The sequence below is a fragment of the Aeromonas sp. genome (assembly GCF_050252055.1).
Classification (GTDB): Bacteria; Pseudomonadota; Gammaproteobacteria; order Enterobacterales; family Aeromonadaceae; genus Aeromonas; species Aeromonas caviae.
Genome location: NZ_JBFWLQ010000002.1, coordinates 481,103 through 504,120 on the forward strand (window position 1 = coordinate 481,103; position 23,018 = coordinate 504,120).

Annotated in this window: 17 protein-coding genes; 6 read left to right on the forward strand and 11 right to left on the reverse strand. The window is 60.3% G+C overall.

All coding sequences use genetic code 11. The features are described 5' to 3' along the window. Positions 1-48: 48 nt before the first annotated feature. The 11 genes from AB7E19_RS05800 to AB7E19_RS05850 form a co-directional block, all read right to left on the reverse strand. The gene (locus AB7E19_RS05800; RefSeq protein WP_103858454.1) at positions 49-276 is read right to left on the reverse strand and encodes a glutaredoxin family protein; all 228 of its coding nucleotides are present in this window, start codon (positions 274-276) and stop codon (positions 49-51) included. Beyond that, a complete protein-coding gene (gene rlmKL, locus AB7E19_RS05805) occupies positions 276-2,447 on the reverse strand; it encodes a bifunctional 23S rRNA (guanine(2069)-N(7))-methyltransferase RlmK/23S rRNA (guanine(2445)-N(2))-methyltransferase RlmL (protein WP_202042468.1) in 2,172 nt (723 codons plus the stop codon). Before rlmKL ends, AB7E19_RS05800 begins: the two co-directional genes overlap by 1 nt. A gap of 309 nt (positions 2,448-2,756) precedes the next feature. Continuing rightward, complete coding sequence (locus tag AB7E19_RS05810) at positions 2,757-3,293, reverse strand: cell division protein ZapC (RefSeq protein ID WP_427934720.1); 537 nt, start codon at positions 3,291-3,293, stop codon at positions 2,757-2,759. An 85-nt stretch (positions 3,294-3,378) separates the two neighbouring features. Beyond that, a complete protein-coding gene (gene pyrD, locus AB7E19_RS05815; RefSeq protein ID WP_039040791.1) occupies positions 3,379-4,389 on the reverse strand; it encodes a quinone-dependent dihydroorotate dehydrogenase in 1,011 nt (336 codons plus the stop codon). Positions 4,390-4,436: 47 nt separating this feature from the next. Then, entirely contained in the window at positions 4,437-9,299 is a 4,863-nt protein-coding gene (locus AB7E19_RS05820; protein ID WP_427934721.1) for an NAD-glutamate dehydrogenase, read from the reverse strand. A gap of 274 nt (positions 9,300-9,573) precedes the next feature. Continuing rightward, entirely contained in the window at positions 9,574-9,795 is a 222-nt protein-coding gene (locus tag AB7E19_RS05825; protein ID WP_010674767.1) for a DUF2835 family protein, read from the reverse strand. 67 nt (positions 9,796-9,862) lie between these two features. Further along, positions 9,863-12,487 (reverse strand): aminopeptidase N, encoded by a 2,625-nt coding sequence (gene pepN, locus AB7E19_RS05830; RefSeq protein ID WP_427934722.1) that lies wholly within the window; start codon positions 12,485-12,487, stop codon positions 9,863-9,865. A gap of 129 nt (positions 12,488-12,616) precedes the next feature. Next, positions 12,617-14,632, reverse strand: a complete 2,016-nt coding sequence (prc, locus tag AB7E19_RS05835) for a carboxy terminal-processing peptidase (RefSeq protein ID WP_045524882.1) — start codon at positions 14,630-14,632, stop codon at positions 12,617-12,619. An 8-nt stretch (positions 14,633-14,640) separates the two neighbouring features. After that, the gene (proQ, locus tag AB7E19_RS05840; protein ID WP_010674770.1) at positions 14,641-15,285 is read right to left on the reverse strand and encodes an RNA chaperone ProQ; all 645 of its coding nucleotides are present in this window, start codon (positions 15,283-15,285) and stop codon (positions 14,641-14,643) included. Positions 15,286-15,386: 101 nt separating this feature from the next. Continuing rightward, positions 15,387-15,845 carry a GAF domain-containing protein gene (locus AB7E19_RS05845; protein ID WP_010674771.1) on the reverse strand — a complete coding sequence of 153 codons (459 nt, stop codon included), beginning with the start codon at positions 15,843-15,845 and terminating at the stop codon, positions 15,387-15,389. 108 nt (positions 15,846-15,953) lie between these two features. Next, positions 15,954-16,412, reverse strand: a complete 459-nt coding sequence (locus tag AB7E19_RS05850) for a hypothetical protein (protein ID WP_323897209.1) — start codon at positions 16,410-16,412, stop codon at positions 15,954-15,956. Between the two features lie 279 nt (positions 16,413-16,691). Here AB7E19_RS05850 and ccoN point away from each other — a divergent pair, with 279 nt between their 5' ends. From ccoN to AB7E19_RS05880, 6 genes are all read left to right on the forward strand, one after another. After that, on the forward strand, positions 16,692-18,116 hold the full coding sequence (ccoN, locus tag AB7E19_RS05855) for a cytochrome-c oxidase, cbb3-type subunit I (protein ID WP_010674773.1): 1,425 nt from the start codon (positions 16,692-16,694) through the stop codon (positions 18,114-18,116). An 18-nt stretch (positions 18,117-18,134) separates the two neighbouring features. Next, on the forward strand, positions 18,135-18,749 hold the full coding sequence (gene ccoO, locus AB7E19_RS05860) for a cytochrome-c oxidase, cbb3-type subunit II (protein WP_010674774.1): 615 nt from the start codon (positions 18,135-18,137) through the stop codon (positions 18,747-18,749). Positions 18,750-18,760: 11 nt separating this feature from the next. Further along, on the forward strand, positions 18,761-18,940 hold the full coding sequence (locus AB7E19_RS05865; protein WP_010674775.1) for a CcoQ/FixQ family Cbb3-type cytochrome c oxidase assembly chaperone: 180 nt from the start codon (positions 18,761-18,763) through the stop codon (positions 18,938-18,940). After that, positions 18,940-19,929 (forward strand): cytochrome-c oxidase, cbb3-type subunit III, encoded by a 990-nt coding sequence (gene ccoP, locus AB7E19_RS05870; protein ID WP_039040785.1) that lies wholly within the window; start codon positions 18,940-18,942, stop codon positions 19,927-19,929. Before AB7E19_RS05865 ends, ccoP begins: the two co-directional genes overlap by 1 nt. 113 nt (positions 19,930-20,042) lie before the next feature. Further along, complete coding sequence (locus AB7E19_RS05875) at positions 20,043-20,531, forward strand: FixH family protein (RefSeq protein WP_010674777.1); 489 nt, start codon at positions 20,043-20,045, stop codon at positions 20,529-20,531. Positions 20,532-20,619: 88 nt separating this feature from the next. Next, positions 20,620-23,016 carry a heavy metal translocating P-type ATPase gene (locus tag AB7E19_RS05880; protein WP_427934723.1) on the forward strand — a complete coding sequence of 799 codons (2,397 nt, stop codon included), beginning with the start codon at positions 20,620-20,622 and terminating at the stop codon, positions 23,014-23,016. Positions 23,017-23,018 lie beyond the last annotated feature (2 nt).

Here is a 23,018-nt window from a genome sequence, read left to right on the forward strand (position 1 = left end):
AAACGGGCGGCAGCGTGAGTCTGCCCCCGTTTTGTCGTCAAATCCTGCTCACCCCTGTGCCAGCCAGCCTTGCAGCTCTCCCAGGGTGAAGGGCCAGCCCAGCTCCCGGCCGGCACTGTCTTGCAGCACCGGGATGCGCACCCGGTAAGCCTCGAGCCAGGCCTCCTCCTCCAGGATGTCGCAGCGGCGGGTCTGCGTGGCCATCCCGGCTTGTTCCACCAGCGCCCACGCCTGTTCGCACAGGTGGCAGCCGTCGGTGTGAAACAGGGTCAGCATCAGCCTTGTGCCTCGGCGTGGGTGATGATCCAGCAGTTGTGGATATGCTGGTTGCGCTCGAAGTCCTTGGGCCGGGTCTTGTTCGTGATGTTCTGCGCCTTGAGACCGATGGCGTCAAGGCCGGCCAAGTCCATCTTGAAGTGGCGCTTGTTGTTGGAGAAGACCAGGGTGCCGTCCGCCGCGAGCAGGCGCTTGAGGTGCTGCATCAACAGCAGGTGATCCCGCTGCACGTCGAAGCTCTCGTCCATCCGCTTGGAGTTGGAGAAGGTGGGCGGATCGATGAAGATGAGGTCGTACTGCTCGTCGGCTTCCGACAACCACTTCAGGCAGTCCGCCTGCACGAACTTGTGCTCACGGCCCACCAGCGAGTTGAGGCGCATGTTGTCCTGGGCCCAGTTGAGGTAGGTGCGCGACATGTCCACCGTGGTGGTTTCGCGGGCGCCGCCGAGCCCCGCGTGCACGGTGGCACTGCCGGTATAGGCAAAGAGGTTCAGGAAGCGCTTGCCCTTTGCCATCTGGCCCAGCATGCGGCGGGTCTGGCGGTGGTCGAGGAAGAGGCCGGTGTCCAGATAGTCGTAGAGGTTGACCCAGAGGCGAGCACCATACTCCTGCACTTCCATCCGGTGCTGCTCTTCGGAGAGCTTCTGGTACTGCTGTTTGCCTTCCTGGCGCTCGCGCACCTTCAGGATCACCTTCTCGCCGTCCATGCCGGTCACCTTGATGGCGGCCTGCACCATGTCCAGCAGACGCTGGCGGGTCTTCTGGGCGGGAATGTCCTTGGGCGCCGCGTACTCCTGCACCACCAGATAGTCCTGATAGCGGTCGATGGCGGCGTTGTACTCCGGCAAGTCCGCGTCATAGAGGCGGTAGCAATCGAGGTTCTCCTTGCTCGCCCATTTCTCGAGGGTCTTCAGATTCTTGCGCAGACGGTTGGCAAAGTCCTGGGCCACCTCTTTCTGGGAAGCGACGGCATCGAGGGCGATCTGATAGTTGCGCAGCTGGCACTCGAGGGCGCCGTTGAACAGGCGATACTGCTTGTCGGCACGCAGGCGCAGGCAGCTCAGGAGTTCGGGAGAGGCGGAGAGAATGGTGACCTTCCACCCCTGGAAGCCACGGCGCAGGGCATCGCCAAGGGCCTGATGCACTTCCAGCAAAGCCGGGAACTCCCCAAGACGCTCGCCATAGGGCGGGTTGGAGATGAGCATGCCGACCTGACGGCTCTCCCCTTCCACAGCCGGCATCGGCAGCGGGTTTTCCAGCTTGGTGACATCGGCCTGCTTGAAGGTGATGAGATGGGCCACGCCGGCGGCCTTGGCGTTGTCACGGGCCTTCATCAGGACCCGGGTATCCGCATCGCAACCGAACAGTTTCACCTCGCAGCGTTGCATGCCGCGCTTGGCACGCACCTGGGCTTCCATCATCAGACTCTGCCACAGTTCACCATCGTGTTGCAGCCAGCGATCGAAACCGAAGCGTTCGCGGCGCAGCGCAGGCGCCATGTCGGCAGCGATGAAGGCCGCCTCAATGAGCAGGGTACCGGAGCCGCACATGGGGTCCATCATGGGCTCGCCGGCCCAGCCGCTGCGGGCAATCATGGCCGCAGCCAGGTTCTCTTTGAGGGGGGCCTCGCCGGTGCCCTGGCGATAGAAGCGCTGGTGCAGCGCCGGGCCTGACAAGTCCAGCGTGATATTGGCCTTGCCTTTGCCAAGGTGCGCCATGATGCGAATGTCCGGGGACTTCTTGTCCACATCCGGGCGCACGTGACCTCGCTTGGTGAAACGATCGACGATGGCGTCCTTGATCTTCAGGGCACCGTACTGGGTATTGCGAATGGAGGCGTTGGTACCGGTAAAGTCCACCGCGATGGTGGCGGTACCGGAGAAGTGCTCTTCCCAGGGAATGGTATGGGCCCCGAGGTAGAGGTCCAGATCATCGTTCATCTGGAACTCGGAGAGCACCAGCACGATTCGGGAGGCAAAGCGGCTCCACAGACAGGCCTTGTAGCCGATGGCCAGTTCGCCCTTGAAGTGGACGCCGGCCACGGTCTCACGGACCTGCTCCGCACCCAGATTGGTCAGCTCGACGGACAGCAGGTTTTCCAGCCCCTTGGGGCAGGTTGCAAAAAATTCTTTCATCACGCTCACGGGGATGCCATAAAAATAGTGCCGCATTATACCTTATCGGCCCGCACTCGGCACTCGAACCTTGGACAAAGGCGCCATATAAACGGCAAGAGGCGCGGCAAACTCTCTCCTCCCCCCTTGCGGGCGACAGGATCCCGCTCTTGGCTGGCAGCTGTCTACCATCACATTCGTAAAGAATTCGAAAATCTTGCCCGGGCCAGGCAGAAAACGGTCGTGACGACCAGACGAAGGAGAAAATACAAATAATGGAACAAGAGAGAGACTGAGCGCTTAAATATCAGACCAATATAGCAGGCCTATAACGGACTTATTCGTCGCCATATAACGGCCCCGTCGTCAGCCCACTTCCCGATATTGTGTCTGTGCCCGGACTCTGGCTTGCATCCGGTTATTCATCACCTTGATCACGGCAAAGCGCGGCAGCGTCTTGCTGTTGGTCAGCACCAGCTCCTCGGTCAGGTTCAGGCAAACGCTCGCCTGATCGCCGGCTTCGATGACCATGAATTCCCCCCGACCATGGGGCGTATCCATCCACACCAGGGATCCCATCTCCGGAATAACGTGAGCCTGCTGTTCATGAAAGAACCAGCTTTGCGGCATCAGGGGTTTATAAAAACGGCTGACGGCGATGGCATTGAGGACCAGCTGGACCTGGTGGGGCGTACTCCAGTCGAGTTCAGCGGCCTTGTCCATCAACTGGTAATAGAGGGCGGCATCATCCACACAAAAAGGCTGGGTGGTGAAAGAACAGGGAACAAGTTGCCGACCTTTATATTCGGTGGCAAATATCATGCGATCGGACAAATCCAACATCAGGCGATCATCCTGAGCGTCATAATGCCACTGCCAATTGTCATTGGGTTGAATACACATGGTGGTGCCCTTATCTAAGCCGTCCCTCGACTTTATTCCATGTCGAGAATTTGAGCAACGTTAAATAAGGGCAACCGGTTATTTTTTAAATATGGGTAACGATCTCTTTGACCAGACTCGGCCCTTTATAAATAAAGCCGCTGTAAATCTGGACAAGACTGGCACCCGCTGCCAGTTTTTCCCGAGCCGCCATGGCGCTGTCGATACCACCCACACCGATAATGGGCAGGGCGCCGTCGAGGGCCTTGGCCAGGTGGCGGATCACCTCGGTGCTCTTGTGCTGGAGCGGACGACCGCTAAGCCCGCCGGCCTCTGCGGCATGGGGCATGTCATATATCATCTCCCGCTCCAGAGTGGTATTGGTGGCGATGACACCATCAATACGGTTCTTGATCAAAGAGGCGGCTACCTGATCTATTTCATCGAGTGACAGATCCGGGGCAATTTTCACGGCCAGCGGCACATACTTTTTATATTTCTCGGCCAGCTCCTGTTGGCGCTGTTTCAATGCGGCCAGCAGTTCATCCAGTGCATCGCCATATTGCAATTGACGCAGACCCGGGGTGTTTGGTGAGGAAATATTGACCGCAATATAACCGGCATGGTCATACACCTTGTCCATGCAGAGAAGGTAATCATCCTTGCCTTGCTCGATGGGGGTGTCCTTGTTCTTGCCGATATTGATGCCGATCACCCCCTGATATTTGGCCTCTTTCACCTTGGCCACCAGGTGATCGACTCCCTTGTTGTTGAATCCCATGCGATTGATGATCCCTTCGGCCGGGATCACCCGGAAGAGACGAGGCTTGTCATTGCCGCTCTGGGGTCTGGGGGTCACGGTACCGACCTCGATGAAACCGAACCCCATGGCGCCGAAGGCATCGATGCACTCCCCGTCTTTATCCAGACCGGCGGCCAACCCCACCGGATTGGCAAAATTAAGCCCCATGACGGTGACGGGGCGTTTGGGCAGAGAGTGACGGAAGAAACAATCAAGCGGGGTACCGAGAAGGCGGGGCAAATATTTGATGGAGAGATCGTGAGCCTGCTCCGGATTGAGTTTGAACAGGAAATGCCTGGCGAGTGGGTACAGCATGCTTGCTCCTTAAAAAAAGCCCCGGCAACTGGCCGGGGCTTTTGGGGTTATGCCGAGGTTCGGCAATTCAACTGGAGCAGGTTCAACTCTCGCAAGGCCACCGAGAACTTGGCGAACTCGTGCGTGCTCGTGGTCTTGAAGTCGGCCAACATGTGGGTCCAACGGGACAAGAGTTGCTCATGCTCCGAAATCCAGTCGGCCAGTATGGTAGCGCATTCCCCCTGCTCTTTGCACCCTTCCAGTACCACGGAGGTGAGGCTGCGTTGCTGCCAGTCCAGATCTTCGCGGAAGGAGGCCCGCGCCATCGCCTGCCAGTGGTTGCCCACCGGCTGATGGTTGATCTGCTCGAGGAACCAATGCAGATCCAGCTTGGCACCCAGGCGATAGTAGACGTTGGCAACCCGCAGGATGTCGGTCTTGTGCTCCGCGGCAATCTGCGCCAGATCCAGACAGGAGAAGAGGCTGCTCATGTGGGCCACACGACGGGCGATGGCCTCCGGCACCTGTTTCTCCATCAGGGCAGCGACCGCCTGGCTGTGTTCGGCCACTTCGCTCTCGTCCATTACCTCATAAAGGTGCTGACTCAGGGTCTCGAAGGCCGGGCGGAAGAAGGCGATGTTCTCGCCGATGCTCCAGCTGCGGTTGCGGGCGCGCAGGAACCAACGGGTGGCGCGGCGCACGATGCGGCGGCTGTAGAACATCAGCTCGAGCTGGGTCTGGGCATCCACCCCGTTGTCACACCCTTCGATGTCACGCCACAGGTCGCCGAGGCCGAACACTTCCCGGGCCATGGCGAAGCAGCAGGCCACTTCCGCCACCGAGGCACCGGTCTCGTCCTTCATCCGGCTGGCGAAGTTGAGCCCCATGTCGTTGACCAGCATGTTGGCCACCCGGGTCGCGATGATCTCGCCTCGCAACGGATGCTGGGCCAGGGCCGCGCCAAATTGCTGCTGCAACTGGGTCGGGAAGCTGGTGACCAGCATGTTGGCGAGGAAGGGCTCGTCGGTCACTTCCGGGCAGTTGAGCTGCTCTTTGAGCACCATCTTGCCGTAAGCCACCAGCACCGCCAGCTCGGGTCGGGTCAACCCCTGCCCTGCCGCCATCCGCTCGGAGAGCTCCTCGTCGGAGGGGAGGAACTCGAGCGCCCGGTCCAGCTTGCCTTCCCGCTCCAGCCCCTGGATGAAGCGCTGCTGCTCTTTCAGCTGCTCGGCACCACGGAAGGCGGTCACCGAGATGGACTGGGACTGGCGGTAGGCGTTGGTGATGACCACCTGGGCCACCGCATCTGTCATCTCGTAGAGCATCTGGTTGCGCTGCTTGAGGGTCAGGTCACCGGCCGCCACCAATTGGTTCAGCAGGATCTTGATGTTGACCTCGTTGTCGGAGCAATCCACCCCGCCCACGTTGTCGGTGAAGTCGGTGTTGATGCGACCACCCTGACTGGCGTACTCCACCCGGCCAAGCTGGGTGAAGCCCAGGTTGCCACCCTCGCCCACGATGCGGGCACGCAGGTCACGACCATTGACGCGCAGCACGTCGTTGCTGCGATCCCCGACGTCGGCGTCGCTCTCGCGGGCACTCTTCACATAGGTGCCGATGCCGCCGTTCCAGAGCAGGTCGACGTTCAGGCAGAGCAGCGCCTTGATCAACTCGTTCGGGGCCATGCCGCTCTTGTCGGTGCCGAGCAGGGTCTGCATTTCCGGGCTCAGCTTGATGGACTTGGCAGAGCGCAGGAAGATGCCGCCCCCCTTGGATATGAGCTCACGGTTGTAGTCATCCCAGCTGGAGCCGGGCAGCTCGAACAGGCGCTTGCGCTCGACGAAGCTCCTGGCCGCATCCGGGGTCGGGTCGACGAAGATGTGCATGTGGTTGAAGGCGCCCACCAGCTGGATGTGCTCGGAGAGCAGCATGCCGTTGCCGAACACGTCGCCGGCCATGTCACCTATCCCCACGCAGGTGAAGTCGGTGGTCTGGCAGTTGATGCCAATCTCACGGAAGTGGCGCTTGACCGATTCCCAGGCGCCGCGGGCGGTGATGCCCATCTTCTTGTGGTCATAGCCCACCGAGCCGCCGGAGGCGAACGCATCGCCGAGCCAGTGGCCGTATTCAAGGCTTATCTCGTTGGCGATGTCGGAGAAGGTGGCGGTGCCCTTGTCGGCCGCCACTACCAGGTAGTAGTCATCCTCGTCGTGACGCACCACGGATTTTGGCGGGATCACCTCGCCGCCGATGATGTTGTCGGTCACGTCGAGCAGGCCGCGGATGAACAGACGGTAGCAGGCCTTGCCCTCCTCCTGAATGACGGCACGGGGGGCGCCTGCCGGCATCTGCTTGCAGTAGAAACCGCCCTTGGCACCCACCGGCACGATGACGGTGTTCTTCACCTGCTGGGCTTTCACCAGACCCAGCACCTCGGTGCGGAAGTCCTCCTTGCGATCGGACCAGCGCAGGCCGCCACGGGCCACCTTGCCCCAGCGCAGGTGTACCCCTTCCACTCGCGGGGAGTAGACGAAGATCTCGAACTTCGGCAGCGGCAGCGGCATATCGGTGATGCTGGAGGGGGCCAGCTTGAAGGAGATGTAGGGCTTGATGTTGCCCGCTTTGTCCAGCTGGTAGTAGTTGGTGCGCAGGGTGGCGTCGATCATCTCTACATAGCGGCGAATGATGCGATCGTCATCCAGGTTGGCGACCTGATCCAGCTTGGCCGCAAGCTCCTCGTGCAGCTTGGCGGATGCCTTGGCATCTTGCGATGGCACCTTGGCGTCCTGCTTGCCGGCCGGATCCAGGCGCTGTTCGAACAGAGTGAACAGCAGCTCTGCGATATCCGGATAACGGGTCAGGGTCTCCTCGATATAGGACTGGCTGAAGGAGACGCCGGTCTGGCGCATGTATTTGGCATAGGCCCGCAGCACGGATACCTGACGACCGGTGAGGCCGGCCCCCAGTACCAGACGGTTGAAGCCGTCATCTTCCAGGGTCTTGTTCCAGATGGCGGCGAAGGCCTGCTGGAAGCGCTGCTGGCTCTGCTCCAGATCGAACGGTTGCTCACCGCGCAGCAGCATGGAGAAATCGAGGATCCAGAACACCTCGCCGGTGGGGGTCCGTACCTGATACGGGGTCTCGCCGATGACGCGCAGTCCCATGTTTTCCAGCATGGGCAGGACGTCGGAGAGGTGGATGGGTTCGCTTCGGTGGAACAGCTTGAGGCGTACCCGGCGATCGTTCTCCTCCTCCTGGGCGCGGTAGAACAGCATGCCAAGCGGCTCGGCCTCGCTCAATCCATCCAGGGCCATGATGTCCGCGACGGCAGAGCCCGGCAGCACATCTTCCTTGTAGGCGCGGGGGAAGGCGGTGCTGAAACGGCGGCGCAGCTCGTTGCCACGGGCCTCGCCATAGTGGGAAAGCAGCACGGAATCCAGGCGGTCATCCCAGCTGCGGGCCGCTTCAATCAGGTTGTTCTGTACTTCGTTCACATCCACATCCACGTTGTTGTTGTTGACCCGCACTATGTAGTGGGTCCGTGCCAGCACCCCCTCGGTGAAGTAGACGTTGAACTCCACATCGATGCTGCTGCCAAAATATTTCTGCAAAATCTGCTGGGTCTTGACCCGCAGCGCCGTGTTGTAGCGCTCCTTGGTGACATAGACCATGCAGGAGAAGAAGCGGCCGTAGACGTCGCGGCGCACGAACAGGCGCAGCATGTCTCGCTCCTGCATCTCCAGCACCCCGAGACCGGTGGCCAGCAGCTCCTCTTCACGGGCCTGGATCAGCTCGTCGCGCGGGTAGGTTTCCAGCACGTTCAGCAACGCCTTGTAGGCATGGGAGCCCGACTCAAAGCCGGAGGCGGCCATGATGCGCTCGAGGCGGTGGCTGATGAGGGGGATCTGGGTCGCACTGGTGTTGTAGATGGAGGAGGCATACAGGCCGATGAAGCGATCCTCTCCCACCACCTTGCCGTGCTCGTCGAAACGCTTGATGCCGATGTAGTCCACATACGCCGGACGATGTACCCGGGACTTGCTGTTGGACTTGGTGAGGATCAGCAAGTCGGAACTGAGGGCCGCGTGACGGGCGCTGGCGGGCATGGTGCCGAGGCGCTGGCCTTCGTCCTTGATGGAGTTCTTCATCAGCCCCAGGCTGGACTCGGGCTGCGGCAGGATCTCGTGATCCCCCTCCACCGCCTTGACGTCGTAGCGGCGATAACCCATCAGGGTGAAGTTGTGGGCGGCCACCCATTTGAGGAAGGCGACGCAGGAGTCCACCTCGGCCTGGCTGACCGGGTTCTTGCGTTTGGGCAGCTCCTCGATGATCTCGTTCAGGCGCGTCAGCATGGGCTGCCAGTCTCCCACCGCCAGGGCCACTTCCCGCGCCACCGAGTTGAGCTCGGCAGTCAGGGCGTCCATCTCCTCTTCACCGGTCAGGTGATCGATTTCGATGAGGAAGGCGGTTTCCACCGAGGTCTGCTCTGCGGTGTTGTCCAGATCCAGGATGGCGCCAATCTTGCCGCCTTCGCCGCGGATCAGGTGCAGCGGCTGGTGCAGCATCATATGAGCGGTGATATTGAGACGCTTGAGCGCCATGCGGATGGAGTCCACCAGGAAGGGGGAATCCTGCAGGATGATCTCGACGATGGTATGGGGAGACTGCCATCCGTGGCGGGTCAGCTCAGGGTTGTAGACCCGGATATAGGGCTCGATGCCGGTACGGTGGTTGAGGGCATTCCACAGGCTGAGGGCGGCGCCATAGAGATCGCTGTCATTACGGTCATGCAGATCAGTGCTGGCCATGTTGCCGTAGAACTTGGCAACGAAACATTCGACCAGGGAGGCACTGTTTTTCGGCAATTTCTGGTGGATCAGACTGAGAACGTTTTCGAGCAGAACGGAGGTAGGGGCGTCTTTCAATGCCATTGCTAGTTTCCTTATCGGACGACATCACAGACACGGCGACATCCACCCAGGATGCCCACCGGTACAGAGTTGCAGCGAAGTGTAATGGCTTGGATCAAGGAAGGCGAGCAAAGGTGATAACGGGATGTTAAAAACAAGGGGCAGATCACGGCTTGGGTTGTGATAAATTTTGCCAAGTCGGCAAAATTCAGAAAATCGCACTGGATGCCGCGCCATTTACCGGATAGATAGTGACTTAAAGCAGATATTTACCCGGATTGATGTTCAAGTTTTGTTAATTTATGCGTTCCAGGGAAATGAAGCGATGATCATCCTGGGTTTTCAGTCGAAAGTAGCCGTGAACGCCGCTCTCCGACACAAAACGCCGGATTTTCTCCAACCCCAGCTCCAGGGTCAGACCCTGCTCGGTACGTACCACCAGGCGGTTCACCTGCCCCTGGTACATCAACATGATCTCGTCGCGGCCAAGGGAGAGCCGAAAAGTGTATTGCCTCATGTCACCTCCTGGTCATCCATGAAAAACGGGCAGGAGAGCCAGACTCCCCTGCCCGCCGTCGTGACGCTTACTGTGCCAGCGCCTTGCTCACCTTCTCGAACAGATCCCGCGCCAGCCCGTCCAGGTTGGCCAGGCGGGTCAGCTCGGCGCGAACCAGCGCCTTGCGCCCCTCATCGAGCCGCTTGAACTGGATAAGCGGGGTGATGAGGCGGGACGCCACCTGGGGATTGACCTCGTTGAGCTCGATCAAGAGATCGGTCAGGAAGCGATAGCCGCTGCCATCGGCGGCGTGGAACTGCACCTGGTTGTTCATGGCGAAGCTGCCGATGAGCGCCCGCAGCCGGTTCGGGTTGCGGATGCTGAAGGTCGGGTGCGCCATCGCCTGCTTCACGTCATCGAGCACATCCTTGGCCGGCTTGGCCCCCACCAGCCGCAGCCAGTTGTCCAGTACCAGGCCATCATGGGCCCACTTGCCTTCGAAGTCGGCCAAGAGCGCGGCGCGGCACGGCAGCAGATGGCTGTTGGCCACCTGGAGCGCCGCCAGGGTGTCGGTCATGTTGTCGGCGGCCCCGTACTGCTCGCGCACCAGGGTATCGGCCTTCGCGGCATCCAGCGCCGCCAGATAACCCAGCACCACCCCCTTGAGGGCCCGCTTGGCCATGTCGGCATGGACCACCTGATAAGCCGGCAGACGCAGGCTCTCGTAGCACGCCAGCAGGCGGTCGCCGAAGGCGTGGGCCAGTGCGGTCTGGATCCCGTTGCGCACCTGGTGGATGGCGTCGATGTCGGCTACCTCGAACAGCTCGGCCAGGGTCGCCTCTCCCGGCAGGGCCAGGATCTCTGCCTTGAGGGCGGGATCCAGCGCAGCCTCGTCCAGAATGGCGACAAAGGCCGCCAGCAGGGTGTGGGAGAGTTCAACCCCCTGCCCGTGCTGCACCCGCGCCACCCCGTCGATCACCGCCTTGTTGATCAGCATCTGGGCGGCGTCCCAGCGGGCAAACTCGTTGCGGGCATGGCGCATCAGGAAGGCCAGGGCCTCGTCGCTGTAGTCATAGTGCAGCTTGACCGGGGCGGAGAAGTCTCGCAGCAGGGAGGGGACCGGTCTGACCGGCACCCGATCGAATTCGAACGTCTGCTGTGCTTCCAGCACGTCCAGCACATTGCCGATGGCCTTGCCCTGATATTGCAGCGTAATGACGGCACCCTGTGCATCGTAGAGCTCGATGTCGAGGGGGATATGCAGCGGCAGCTTTTGTGGCTGATCCTGGGTCGGCGGGGTGTGCTGGCTCACGTGCAGACGATAGACACCGCTTTCGGTATCGTACTCGTCGGCCACGGTGAGCTCGGGGGTACCGGACTGGCTGTACCAGCGGCGGAAGCGAGCAAGATCCACCCCGGAGGCATCCTCCATCGCCTGCACAAAGTCGTCACAGGTGGCGGCAGAGCCGTCGTGACGCTCGAAGTAGAGGCGCATGCCCGCCTGGAAGGCGTCCTCCCCCAGCAGGGTGTGCATCATGCGGATCACTTCAGAGCCCTTCTCGTAGACGGTCAGGGTGTAGAAGTTGTTCATCTCGATCACCACATCCGGGCGGATGGGGTGGGCCATGGGGCCGGCATCTTCGGCAAACTGCGGACCGCGCACGGTGCGCACGTTGTTGATGCGGTTGACGCCGCGCGACCCCAGATCGGAGGAGAACTCCTGATCCCGGAACACCGTCAGCCCCTCTTTGAGGCTTAACTGGAACCAGTCGCGGCAGGTGACGCGGTTGCCGGTCCAGTTGTGGAAGTATTCGTGGCCGATCACCCGCTCGATGCCGTGGTAGTCCGCATCGGTGGCCGTGGCCGGGTTGGCCAGCACGAACTTGGAGTTGAAGATGTTGAGCCCCTTGTTCTCCATGGCCCCCATGTTGAAGAAGTCCACCGCCACGATCATGTAGATGTCGAGGTCATACTCGAGGCCGAAACGCTGCTCGTCCCAGCGCATGGAGTTGATGAGGCTCTCCATGGCGAAACCGGCGCGGTCTAGGTTGCCCTTGTCCACGAAGATCTCGAGCGCCACCTGGCGGCTGCTTTTGGTAATGAAGTGGTTGCGTTCCACATCGAAGTCACCGGCCACCAGGGCAAACAGGTAACTCGGTTTGGGGAAGGGATCCTGCCACTGCACGAAGTGGCGACCGTCGTCCAGATCGCCGCTCGCGACCTTGTTGCCGTTGGAGAGCAGATAGGGGTACTTGGCCTTGTCTGCGGTGATGCGGGTACTGTAACGGGCCAGGATGTCTGGCCTGTCCATGTAATAGGTGATACGACGAAAGCCCTCGGCCTCGCACTGGGTGCAATAGGCATCGCCGGATTTGTAGAGCCCCTCCAGCGCCGTGTTGGCGGCGGGATCGATGTCGGTGACCACGGTCAGCACGCACTCGGCCGGCAGGTTGAACAGGGTCAGGCTGCTCTCTCCCTGCTCGTATTGCTGATAGGGCACGCCATCCACACTGACGCTGACAAGGTCAAGCCCCTCGCCGTCCAGCACCAGGGGTTCGTTGTGATCGCCGCTGCGACGCAAACGGGAGATGGCGGTGACCCGGGTCAGGGGCTCTTGCAGCTGAAAATCGAGATCCAGGCTGTCACACCAATAGAGGGGAGCCTGGTAATCCTGGCGATATTTGGCCGTCATGGCCTGAGGTTGTTCAGTCATTATTGTGTGCTTCCACGCTTTGTTATTGACGTGTCAGAGGCTGTCACAAGGCTCGGACAGGGTCAAATAGTTTGCATTCAGGCAAAAGAAAGGGCGACCCGAGTCGCCCTTGTCATTCCATTGCCAGCATCAGCTCTTCTTGCTGAGGGTGGCCAGATCCGCCGTGATGTTGGCCGCTTCCACCTGGTATTCGTCAGGTGCCTCGAAATCGGTCGGCAGTTCATCCAGGCTCTTCACCGTCGGCTTGCCAAGACGAGTCAGCCGCTCGTTGGCTCGCGCCAGCGCCTTCTCGTCCTGTTTGGCCTGTTCAGCCAGCCGCTCGGCTTCGTTCAGGGAGACCGACTTCTTGTCCTTGTCCGCCTGATACTCCTTGATGTCCTGCAGCACATAGGCAAATTCCGGATCCTTGGTGATCCGCGCCTCGTGGGCCGATTTCAGCTTGGGCAGCAGGCTGGAGAAGTCCCCCAGTCGCTCGTAGCTGGCCGAGGCAATCTTGTCCCAGGGCAAGGCGTTGAACTCGCGGCTCTCCCCCGTCTCACCCGGCGCCACTGCGGTCGGGAAGGCGATATCGGGAGCAACCCCCTTGTTCTGGGTGCTGCCGCCATCGATACGGTAGAACTTGGCGATGGTGTACTGCACGTGACCCAGCGGCTGCTCGTAGAAGTCATAGACCTTGGCGAGGCTGCGATGCTGCTGCACCGTCCCCTTGCCGAACGAGTTTTCGCCGAGGATCAGCGCACGACCATAGTCCTGCATGGCGGCGGCGAAGATCTCGGAGGCCGAGGCGCTGTAGCGGTCGATCATCACCGACATGGGGCCACCGTAGTAGACATTGCCGTCGTCGTCGCCATTGACGGTGATGCGACCCATATGATCACGGATCTGCACCACGGGGCCGCTGGCAAAGAAGAGACCGCTCAGGGCGGAAGCTTCCGTCAGGGCACCGCCGCCGTTGCCGCGCAGATCGACGATGAGGCCGTCGATCTTCTGCTTGTTGAGGCTGGAGATCTCCTTGATCACGTCGTCGTGCAAGTTGACGTAGAAGCTCGGGATCTCGAGCACGCCGATCTTCTTGCCCTCGGCGGTGATCACCTTGGACTTGGCGGCTCTGTCTTCCAGACGCACCTTGTCACGCACCAGCTCCACCAGCTCGGTCTTGGCGGTCGCGCCCTTGCCGCGCTGGATCTCCAGCTTCACCTTGCTGCCCTTGGGCCCCTTGATGAGCTCGACCACGTCGTCAAGACGCCAGCCTATGACATCCACAATCTTGCCGTCGTCCTGCCCCACCCCGGTGATCTTGTCATCGGGTTTCAGATGATTGGACTTGGCCGCCGGGCCGCCGGGCACCAGGGAGCGGATGACGGTGAAGTCATCTTCCGCCTGCAGCACGGCACCAATCCCCTCCAGCGAGAGGTTCATCTCGGTGTTGAACCGATCGGCGCTGCGCGGAGACAGATAGCTGGTGTGCGGTTCAATGGCGCGGGCGAAGGAGTTCATGAAGAGCTGGAACACGTCCTCGCTCTCGGTCTGGGACATCCGCTTGATGGCGTTGTTGTAACGCTTGCCAAGCAGCTCCTTGATCTCGGGCCACTCCTTGCCGCTGAGCTTGAGGCTCAGGGCATCGAACTTGACCCGCTGACGCCACAGCTCGTTGAGCTCGGCTTCATCCTTGGGCCAGGGAGCCCCTTCCCTATCGAAGACATAATTGTCTTTCTGGGTAAAATCGAAGGGAGTGTCGAGCAGTTTGAGGGCGTATTCGAACCGCTCGTACCGCCGCTGCTGACTCAGGTTGAACATCTCGTAGGCCGGAGCCAGTCGCCCTCGCTCGAGGTCGGTGTCAAAACCGGTACGATATTTCTCAAAACGGCTGATGTCAGAGGCCAGAAACAGGTTGCGGCTGTAGTCCAGATTCTCCAGATACTTGTCAAAGATCACGGAGGAAAAGGCGTCGTCCAGCTTGAACTGTTTGTAGTGGGAGCGGGTAAACAGATTGGCAATTCGCTTGCTGGCCGTAGCATGTTGGCTCTCTTGAGCCAACACAGGCAAATCACTTTCCTTGAGCACCGGCTCGATGGCCTGTGCGAGCCCGGCAAGCGCCAGGCTACAGGCAACGAGTGAAAAACGAATCACGCCATGCTTCAACATTCGTCTCCTTAGAGAACCAGATGCTCGAACTTGACCCGCAACATCATGCCGGTCTGCAATTGAACCTGTACGTCATCCTTGGTCACTTCCTTGATGGTCGCAGGCACAGGGGACTTGCCCAGCACGACGCGAACGCCCTGCTCGACTTTCAGGGTAGCGGCATCCACTTTCACCAGCGGCGCATCGGCGACCGGTGCAGCCTTGGGAGCAGGGGCGGACTTGGGCTTGTCGGAGCGGGGAGCGTCAGCCTTGCGCGGCGCGTTGCGACGCGGCTGCTTGGGCTTGTCTTCCTTCTCCTTGGTGTTGGTGCGGCGGCTGGCAAAGACACGTTCCTTGCTCTCCTTGAGCGCCTGTTTGGCATGCTCGATGTGCTCTTCGGTGAGCAGCTCGCCCGGGTTGCCGTCCAGATCGACACGGGCCTGGCCAGCCTTGAGGCCATGCAGGTAACGCCAGCTGGAGGTGTATTGACGCAGAGCAGAGCGCAGCATGGTCTTGGAGACTCTCTCGTCATCAGCAAGACGCGCGGCCAGATCCTGGAAGATGCCAATCTTGAGTGGCTTGGCCTCTCCTTCAGCGATGAAGCAGGCCGGGAATTTCTCGACCAGGTAGGCGACGATCTCTTTACTGTTCTTCAGCTTTTCAGTGTTTTCCATGTATAACCTTGGCTTTCATATAGACGCACGGGCATGCCCGAACACAACAAAGGCCCCATTATAGAGAGCTTGGGACCTTTTGCGAACCATCTAGCAATGACTTAGAGCATGCTTTCCAAAATTTGCACCGTTTCTTCGAGGCCAATCCGGTCCTGCTCGTCAAAGCGGTTAAAAATTGGACTGTCGATGTCCAGCACCCCGATGATCTCCCCGCCACGGCGCAGCGGGATCACGATTTCCGAGTTGCTGGCACCATCGCACGCAATGTGCCCCGCGAACTGGTGAACGTCGTCCACCAGCTGGGTCTTGCCCTCGGCAACCGCAGTGCCACAGACGCCGCGCCCGACCGGGATGCGCACACAGGCCGGCTTGCCCTGGAACGGGCCGAGCACCAGGGTCTCGCCCTGCAGCAGGTAGAAACCAACCCAGTTGATGTCAGCCAGTTCCTGATTGAGCAGGGCAGACAGGTTTGCCAGGGTGGCGATCATGTCGGGTTCGCCCTCCAGCAATGCCTGGGCCTGCTGGTTGAGCGTGCGATAAAATGCTTGTTTTTCAATCATGATTAAATGAACTTCACTCCTTGATAATCAATGCAAGGTACCGTCCTGCCTGAAAATTTCAAATCAATTTTCATTTATCCCCCCTCCTGGGGCCCGATGAGAGTCCGTTCAACGTGCCGCACCCAACGTCAGTTGATGGCGCTGGCCGTTGCTCCACTCGATGGTCAGGAGCCAGTCCATCGCCTCGGTCGTACAACTTCCCACCTGGGTCACCCCTCGCCACCCCATTTGGCTGGGTTCAAACAGCACGGGGATGAGCCCCATGAACATCTCCTTGCCCTCGAGCCAGGCCTTGACCGGCGTGATGGCCGGCACACCCCCTTGAAGGCGCAGGACAAAGTCATGTTCAGGGCGGATCGGCAAGCCATCGATGCTGACCGTCAGCGGGCGATCCCCGACGATGAGGCGGCAGGGGCTGTGGGACAGATCACAAATCTGAACATTGGTGCCCTCTGCATGGTCGCTTCCAGTGCCTGAAAACCAGGTTCGATAGGCCATCAGGGAGAGCAAAATGACCAGCACCATGGACAGGTGGACGATTTTGCGTGAAGTGAGTCTCTCTTTCATGAAAAAACAGCTCTGTAAGGTACTTTGAAAATGTAATTTTCGTGATCTGGCGCAAGGTAAAAACTGGCGGACATGAGACCCGCTGGAGCCAAATATATCACTGTTTGTACTGTTATTTTACCGGTCATTTCAGTATCATTCTCAATGAATTTTCATTTAACCACCTTTTGCTTTTCCTTTTATTAACAGATGTTAACGAGAGGATTTTGCAAAACCGGGGTGAAAATGGCCCAGGACACCGGGCAACACAAACAACAGCATCGGAAGCGGAATACAACGATGAGCCATACAACAAACCACCCTGAGTACAACTACACCGTTGTGCGCCAGTTCACCGTCATGACGATTGTTTGGGGTATCGTCGGCATGTCGGTGGGTGTATTGATTGCAGCCCAGCTGATCTGGCCTGCCCTCAACTTCGACACCCCCTGGCTGACGTACAGCCGTCTGCGTCCCCTGCATACCAATGCGGTCATCTTCGCATTTGGTTGCAGCGCCCTGATGGCCACCTCCTTCTACGTGGTGCAGCGCACCTGTCAGGTCCGGCTGTTTGGTGGTCCCCTCGCCTCCTTCGTGTTCTGGGGCTGGCAGGCGATCATTCTGTCTGCAGCCATCTCGCTGCCGCTGGGGTACACCACCTCCAAAGAGTACGCCGAGCTGGAGTGGCCCATCGACATCGCCATCGCCGTGGTCTGGGTGAGCTATGCCATCGTCTTCTTCGGCACCCTGGTCAAGCGCACCACCTCCCACATCTATGTGGCGAACTGGTTCTTCGGTGCCTTCATCATCACGGTGGCCGTACTGCACATCGTCAACAACATGGAAGTGCCGCTCTCCGGCATGAAGTCCTATTCCATGTACTCCGGTGCCATGGATGCCATGGTGCAGTGGTGGTATGGCCACAACGCGGTGGGCTTCCTGCTGACGGCGGGCTTCCTTGGCATGATGTACTATTTCGTGCCCAAGCAGGCGGGTCGCCCCGTCTACTCCTACCGCCTCTCCATCGTGCACTTCTGGGCGCTGATCTCCCTCTATATCTGGGCCGGTCCGCACCACCTGCACTATACCGCCCTGCCTGACTGGGCCCAGTCGCTGGGCATGGTGATGTCCCTCATCCTGTTCGTGCCCTCCTGGGGCGGCATGATCAACGGCATCATGACCCTCTCGGGTGCCTGGCACAAGCTGCGTTATGACCCCATTCTGCGCTTCCTGATCGTCTCCCTGTCGTTCTACGGCATGTCGACCTTTGAAGGCCCCATGATGGCGATCAAGACCGTCAACGCCCTCTCCCACTACACCGACTGGACTATCGGTCACGTTCACTCCGGTGCCCTGGGCTGGGTTGCCATGGTGTCCATCGGTGCCGTCTACCACCTGATCCCGAACCTGTTCGGGCAGGGGCGCATGTACAGCATCAAGCTCATCAACGTCCACTTCTGGCTGGCCACTGTGGGCACCGTGCTCTATATCGTCGCCATGTGGATTTCCGGTGTGATGCAGGGCCTGATGTGGCGTGCGGTCAACGACGACGGCACCCTGACCTACAGCTTCGTGGAGGCGCTGCAAGCTTCCTATCCCTTCTACTTCGTGCGCTTCCTGGGTGGCTGCTTCTTCGTCACCGGCATGCTGCTGATGGCCTACAACGCCTATCGCACCGTCACTGCGCCCAAGGGTTCTCTGGAACCCGTCGCACAGCCAGCCTGATTTGAAGGGGTTTAAAGCATGAGCAACAACAACCGTCACGAGATTTTTGAAAAAAGCGTCCCCATGCTGGTGATTGGCATCATCTTCGCCATCAGCCTGGGGGGCCTGGTGGAAATCACCCCCCTGTTCTTCCAGAAGCAGACCAACGAGCCGGTGGAGGGCCTCAAGCCCTACACCGCCCTGCAGATGGAAGGACGCGACATCTACATCCGCGAAGGCTGCACCGTCTGCCACAGCCAGATGATCCGCCCGTTCCGCGCCGAGACCGAACGCTACGGCCACTACTCGGTTGCCGGCGAGAGCGTCTGGGAGCACCCCTTCCTGTGGGGCTCCAAGCGTACCGGCCCGGATCTGGCCCGGGTCGGCGGCCGCTACTCCGATGACTGGCATCGCGCCCACCTCATCAACCCGCGTGACGTGGTGCCCGAGTCCAACATGCCGGCCTTCCCCTGGCTCGAGACCAATGTGCTGAGCGGCGAGCTGACCGGCAAAAAGCTGGCTCTGTTCCGGGATCACTTCGGCGTGCCCTATACCGATGCCGACATCGCCGGTGCCGGTGAGGCCGTCAAGGGCAAGACCGAGCTGGATGCGCTGATCGCCTATCTGCAATCACTGGGCCATGCCCTGAAATAAGGAGTCGGGATATGGATTACGGCACATTTCGCGGCCTGTACACCCTGCTGCTGATGGTCATCATGATTGGCATCATCGTCTGGGCCTACAGCAAGCGCCGCAAGGCTTCTTTCGACGAGGCCGCCAACCTGGTTTTTGCCGATGACGAGCAACCCAGTGCTGATAACAAGAACGCAGGAGCGAAGCAATAATGAGCACTCTGTTTAGCATTTTTGTGACCGTCATAAGCCTTGGCACCATTCTCGGCTGCTTCCTGCTGCTGGCCTGGTGCATGAAGGACAAGATGGGAGCCGAAGAGGGCAAACCCATGGGTCACACCTTCGACGGCATCGAGGAGATCAACAATCCCCTGCCGAAGTGGTGGTCCTATATGTTCCTCTTCTTCATCGTCACCGGGCTCATCTACCTGCTCGCCTTCCCGGGCCTTGGCAACTTCAAGGGTCTGCTGGGCTGGCAGAGCTCCAACCAGGATGTGCGTTCCCTGGCCGAGTCCAAGGCGGCGGCCGAGTCTGCCAAGGCCGAAGGACGCGCGGTGGAATACGACCGGGAACTCGCCAAGGCCGACGAGATCTACGGCGCCAAGTTCCGCGAGCTGACCTATCAGGCTGACGGCAAGAGCTACAAGGAGATCACCGAGATCGCCAAGGATCCGGAAGCCCTGAAGGTGGGTCAGCGCCTGTTCCTGCAAAACTGTTCCCAGTGTCATGGCTCCGATGCCCGCGGTGGTCGCGGTTTCCCGAACCTGACCGACAGCGAATGGCAGTGGGGCGGCGCACCCGACCAGATCAAGACCACCATCATGGGCGGTCGTCAGGGGATCATGGCCGCCTGGGGCGAGATCCTGGGTCAGGACGGGGTGAAGGAGGTTGCCTCCTATGTGCTGAGCCTCTCCGGTCGCAAGGTTGATCTGGTGGAAGCCAAGAAAGGGGAGGCACGCTTTGCCATGTGCGCCGCCTGCCACGGTCCGGATGCCAAGGGCGGCATCGCCTTCGGCGCACCAGATCTCACCAACAACATCTGGCTCTATGGCGGCTCCCGTCAGGTGGTCGAACAGACCATCACCCACGGGCGCCACGGCGTGATGCCGGCCTGGAAGGACATTCTGGGGGAAGACAAGGTACATCTGCTCGCTTCCTACGTTTACAGCTTGTCCCACAACGATCGGCAAAATCAGCAGTAACATGTGATAAGCACGTGATTAATCAGCAAAAAGCCTCGACTCTTCGAGGCTTTTTGTTATCTTGTGTTGGCTGAATTACCGCCATTTCGTTAACCATTTGTTTCGGTAGCATCATGACTCAACCCTGGTATCGCCAATTCTGGCCCTGGTTCATCATCGCCCTCCCCTGCGCCGCCGTGGTAGGCAGCATCGCCACCGCCATCATTGCCAGCAAGGATGGGGTCAACCTGGTGGCGGAGGACTACTACAAGCAGGGCAAGGAGATTAACCAGGATCTCAGCAAGTTCGATCGCGCCGAGGCGCTCGGCATCCGTATCGCCCTCAATGTCAGCGACAAGGAGCTGACGTTAAATCCACTGTCCGGGGATTTCCCCCTCGGGCAGGCACTGCACCTCTCCCTGTTTCATCCCACGTTGGCGGGCCTGGACAGCGAACATCTGCTGACGGCCGATGGCAAGGGAGTCTATCGCCTGATGCTCGACAAGCCCCTCACCGGCAAGTGGCACGTGCGGGTCGATGCCTTCAACCATGAATGGCGCCTCCAGGAGACGGCACAACTGCCGACTCAGGCAGCGATTGAGCTCGATCCCAAGGGACGTTGAATCACGAAGGCAGGGTGATCGGCACGCCGGTCAGCCGCCCTTCTCCCCGACCCGGCCTGCAGGGCTGCATCAAAGAGGGATGATCACCATGACCGGCTGTTTTCACTGTGGTGAACCGGTTCCCACTGGCAGTAACTTTACTCTCGAGATCAAAGGCATCGTTCAGCCGATGTGTTGCCCTGGCTGTCAGGCCGTGGCACAGACCATTCTCGAATGCGGCCTCGCCAGTTATTACGAACACCGCACCGCTCCCGGCATCAAGGGGGAACTGGTGCCCGAAGAGCTCGCAGCCCTCACCCACTACGATCTGGCGGAGGTGCAGCAGGAGTTCGTCACCGACACCGGTACGGGTCGCGAAACGACGCGCGAGATCCAGCTGACGGTGGAAGGTTTGACCTGCGCCGCCTGTGCCTGGCTCATCGAGCGGCACCTGATGACCCTGCGCGGTCTGCGTTACATCAACGTCAATACCACCACCCATCGCGCCCGCATCAAGTGGGATCCGGCCCAGCTCTCTTTGAGCGACATTCTCAAGGGCTTTGCCAGGGTCGGCTATCGCGCCTATCCCTTCCAGACTCATCAGCAGGAAGCGCTCTACGCCAAAGAGGTGCGCAGCTACATGTTCCGCATGGCGCTGGCCGGCCTTGGCTCCATGCAGGTGATGATGTGCGCCGTGGCACTCTACATGGACCTCTTCATCAGCGTGGAAGAGGAGTTCATGATCTACTTCAAGTGGATAAGCCTTCTGCTCTCCACCCCCATCATGATCTACTCGGCCCAGCCTTTTTACGTGGGGGCATGGCGCAGCCTGAAGCAGGGGCACCTCTCCATGGATGTGTCGGTGTCGCTGGCACTGATCGGCGCCTTCGTCGCCTCCATCTGGGCCACGGTCTTCAACACGGGTGAGGTCTATTACGACTCCATCACCATGTTCGTCTTCTTCCTGCTGTTGGGCCGTCTGCTGGAACTGCGAGCGAGGCGCAAGGCGTCGGAGTCGAGCTCCAACCTGGCGCGCCTGGTGCCCATCATGGCGACCCGCATCGATGATGACGGCGAACACGAGGTGGCCGCCAAGACGCTGCGAGTCGGAGACAGGGTGCGGGTACTTGCGGGGGCCACCCTGCCGGCAGACGGCATCGTCACCCTGGGCCAGGCCAGCCTCAACGAATCCATGCTGACTGGCGAACAGTTGCCTCTGCTCAAACAGGCCGGAGATCCCGTCTATGCAGGCACCATCAACACCGATGCCCCCCTGGAGATCCGGGTCAGCCATTCCATTGAAGAGTCGCGCCTGGCCCAGATCATGCGCCTGCAGGATCATGCTCTGGACGACAAGCCCGCCATCGCCCAGCTGGCGGACGTGCTGTCGCGCCACTTTATCCTGGTGCTCCTGATCATTGCGGCCGGGGTCTGGACCTTCTGGCATTTTCATGAGCCCGAGCGGGCCTTCTGGGTCACCCTGGCGGTGCTGGTGGCGACCTGCCCCTGCGCCCTCTCGCTGGCCACCCCGACCGCACTGACCTCGGCCACTGCCAACCTGACCCGCAGCGGCATCCTGCTGCGCCGCGGCCACGTGCTGGACATTCTGACCCGGGCCAACCGCATCGTGATGGACAAGACGGGGACCCTGACCACGGGCAACATCAGCCTGGTGAGCACCCAGCCCCTCAGCGAGCTCGACGCAGCCCGCTGCCTCGCACTCGCCCATGCCCTGGAGACCTACTCCGAGCACCCCATCGCCCGTGCGTTTCGAAGCAAACCACTGGCGGACGGGGTGCCGCTCGCCGCCAGCGACGTCACCCCCGTCATCGGCCACGGCGTGCAGGGAGTGATTGAGGGCAAGCATTACCGCATCGGCAGTGCACGCTGGCTCGAACTGGCGCAAGAAGAGAATGCCGCTCAAGGGCTGACCATCTATCTGGCCGATGAACACGGACTGCTGGCCCGTTTCATCCTGGCCGACACGCTGCGCCCCGATGCCGGTACACTGATCCAGGCCTTCAAGGAGGCAGGCCTGCAAACCACCATTCTCACCGGCGACGGTTCGGACCAGGCGGACATGCTGGCCCGCGAGCTGGGGGTCGATGAGCTGGTAAAAGGGGTCACCCCGGACGGCAAGCTGGCCTATCTCAAGGCCCGGGAAGCGGCCGGGGATATCAGCATAATGGTGGGAGATGGCATCAACGACGCCCCTGTGCTGGCTGGCGCCCACGCGTCCTTTGCCATGGCGGGGGGCACGGATCTGGCCAAGAACAGTGCCGACGCCATCCTGCTGGCCGACGATCTCTCCCGTCTGCTGGCCGCCCGGGCCCTGGCCCTGCGCACTCGCAAGATCATCAAGGAGAACTTTGCCTGGTCCATAGGCTACAACCTGCTTGTGCTGCCGCTGGCGGCAAGTGGCTGGCTCCCCCCTTATCTGGCGGCTGCTGGCATGTCCCTGAGCTCCCTCATCGTGGTCACCAACTCCATGCGGCTCAACCGGTGAGC

What these genes read in the sequence shown, in the direction of transcription:
- ccoN (WP_010674773.1), top strand. Translation starts at nt 16,692, where the DNA reads ATGAGCCATACAACAAACCACCCTGAGTACAACTACACCGTTGTGCGC.
- AB7E19_RS05865 (WP_010674775.1), top strand. Translation starts at nt 18,761, where the DNA reads ATGGATTACGGCACATTTCGCGGCCTGTACACCCTGCTGCTGATGGTC.
- prc (WP_045524882.1), bottom strand. Translation starts at nt 14,632, where the DNA reads ATGTTGAAGCATGGCGTGATTCGTTTTTCACTCGTTGCCTGTAGCCTG.
- ccoO (WP_010674774.1), top strand. Translation starts at nt 18,135, where the DNA reads ATGAGCAACAACAACCGTCACGAGATTTTTGAAAAAAGCGTCCCCATG.
- AB7E19_RS05825 (WP_010674767.1), bottom strand. Translation starts at nt 9,795, where the DNA reads ATGAGGCAATACACTTTTCGGCTCTCCCTTGGCCGCGACGAGATCATG.
- AB7E19_RS05850 (WP_323897209.1), bottom strand. Translation starts at nt 16,412, where the DNA reads ATGAAAGAGAGACTCACTTCACGCAAAATCGTCCACCTGTCCATGGTG.
- AB7E19_RS05880 (WP_427934723.1), top strand. Translation starts at nt 20,620, where the DNA reads ATGACCGGCTGTTTTCACTGTGGTGAACCGGTTCCCACTGGCAGTAAC.
- AB7E19_RS05820 (WP_427934721.1), bottom strand. Translation starts at nt 9,299, where the DNA reads ATGGCATTGAAAGACGCCCCTACCTCCGTTCTGCTCGAAAACGTTCTC.
- pepN (WP_427934722.1), bottom strand. Translation starts at nt 12,487, where the DNA reads ATGACTGAACAACCTCAGGCCATGACGGCCAAATATCGCCAGGATTAC.
- ccoP (WP_039040785.1), top strand. Translation starts at nt 18,940, where the DNA reads ATGAGCACTCTGTTTAGCATTTTTGTGACCGTCATAAGCCTTGGCACC.
- AB7E19_RS05845 (WP_010674771.1), bottom strand. Translation starts at nt 15,845, where the DNA reads ATGATTGAAAAACAAGCATTTTATCGCACGCTCAACCAGCAGGCCCAG.
- pyrD (WP_039040791.1), bottom strand. Translation starts at nt 4,389, where the DNA reads ATGCTGTACCCACTCGCCAGGCATTTCCTGTTCAAACTCAATCCGGAG.
- proQ (WP_010674770.1), bottom strand. Translation starts at nt 15,285, where the DNA reads ATGGAAAACACTGAAAAGCTGAAGAACAGTAAAGAGATCGTCGCCTAC.
- AB7E19_RS05875 (WP_010674777.1), top strand. Translation starts at nt 20,043, where the DNA reads ATGACTCAACCCTGGTATCGCCAATTCTGGCCCTGGTTCATCATCGCC.
- AB7E19_RS05800 (WP_103858454.1), bottom strand. Translation starts at nt 276, where the DNA reads ATGCTGACCCTGTTTCACACCGACGGCTGCCACCTGTGCGAACAGGCG.
- rlmKL (WP_202042468.1), bottom strand. Translation starts at nt 2,447, where the DNA reads ATGCGGCACTATTTTTATGGCATCCCCGTGAGCGTGATGAAAGAATTT.
- AB7E19_RS05810 (WP_427934720.1), bottom strand. Translation starts at nt 3,293, where the DNA reads ATGTGTATTCAACCCAATGACAATTGGCAGTGGCATTATGACGCTCAG.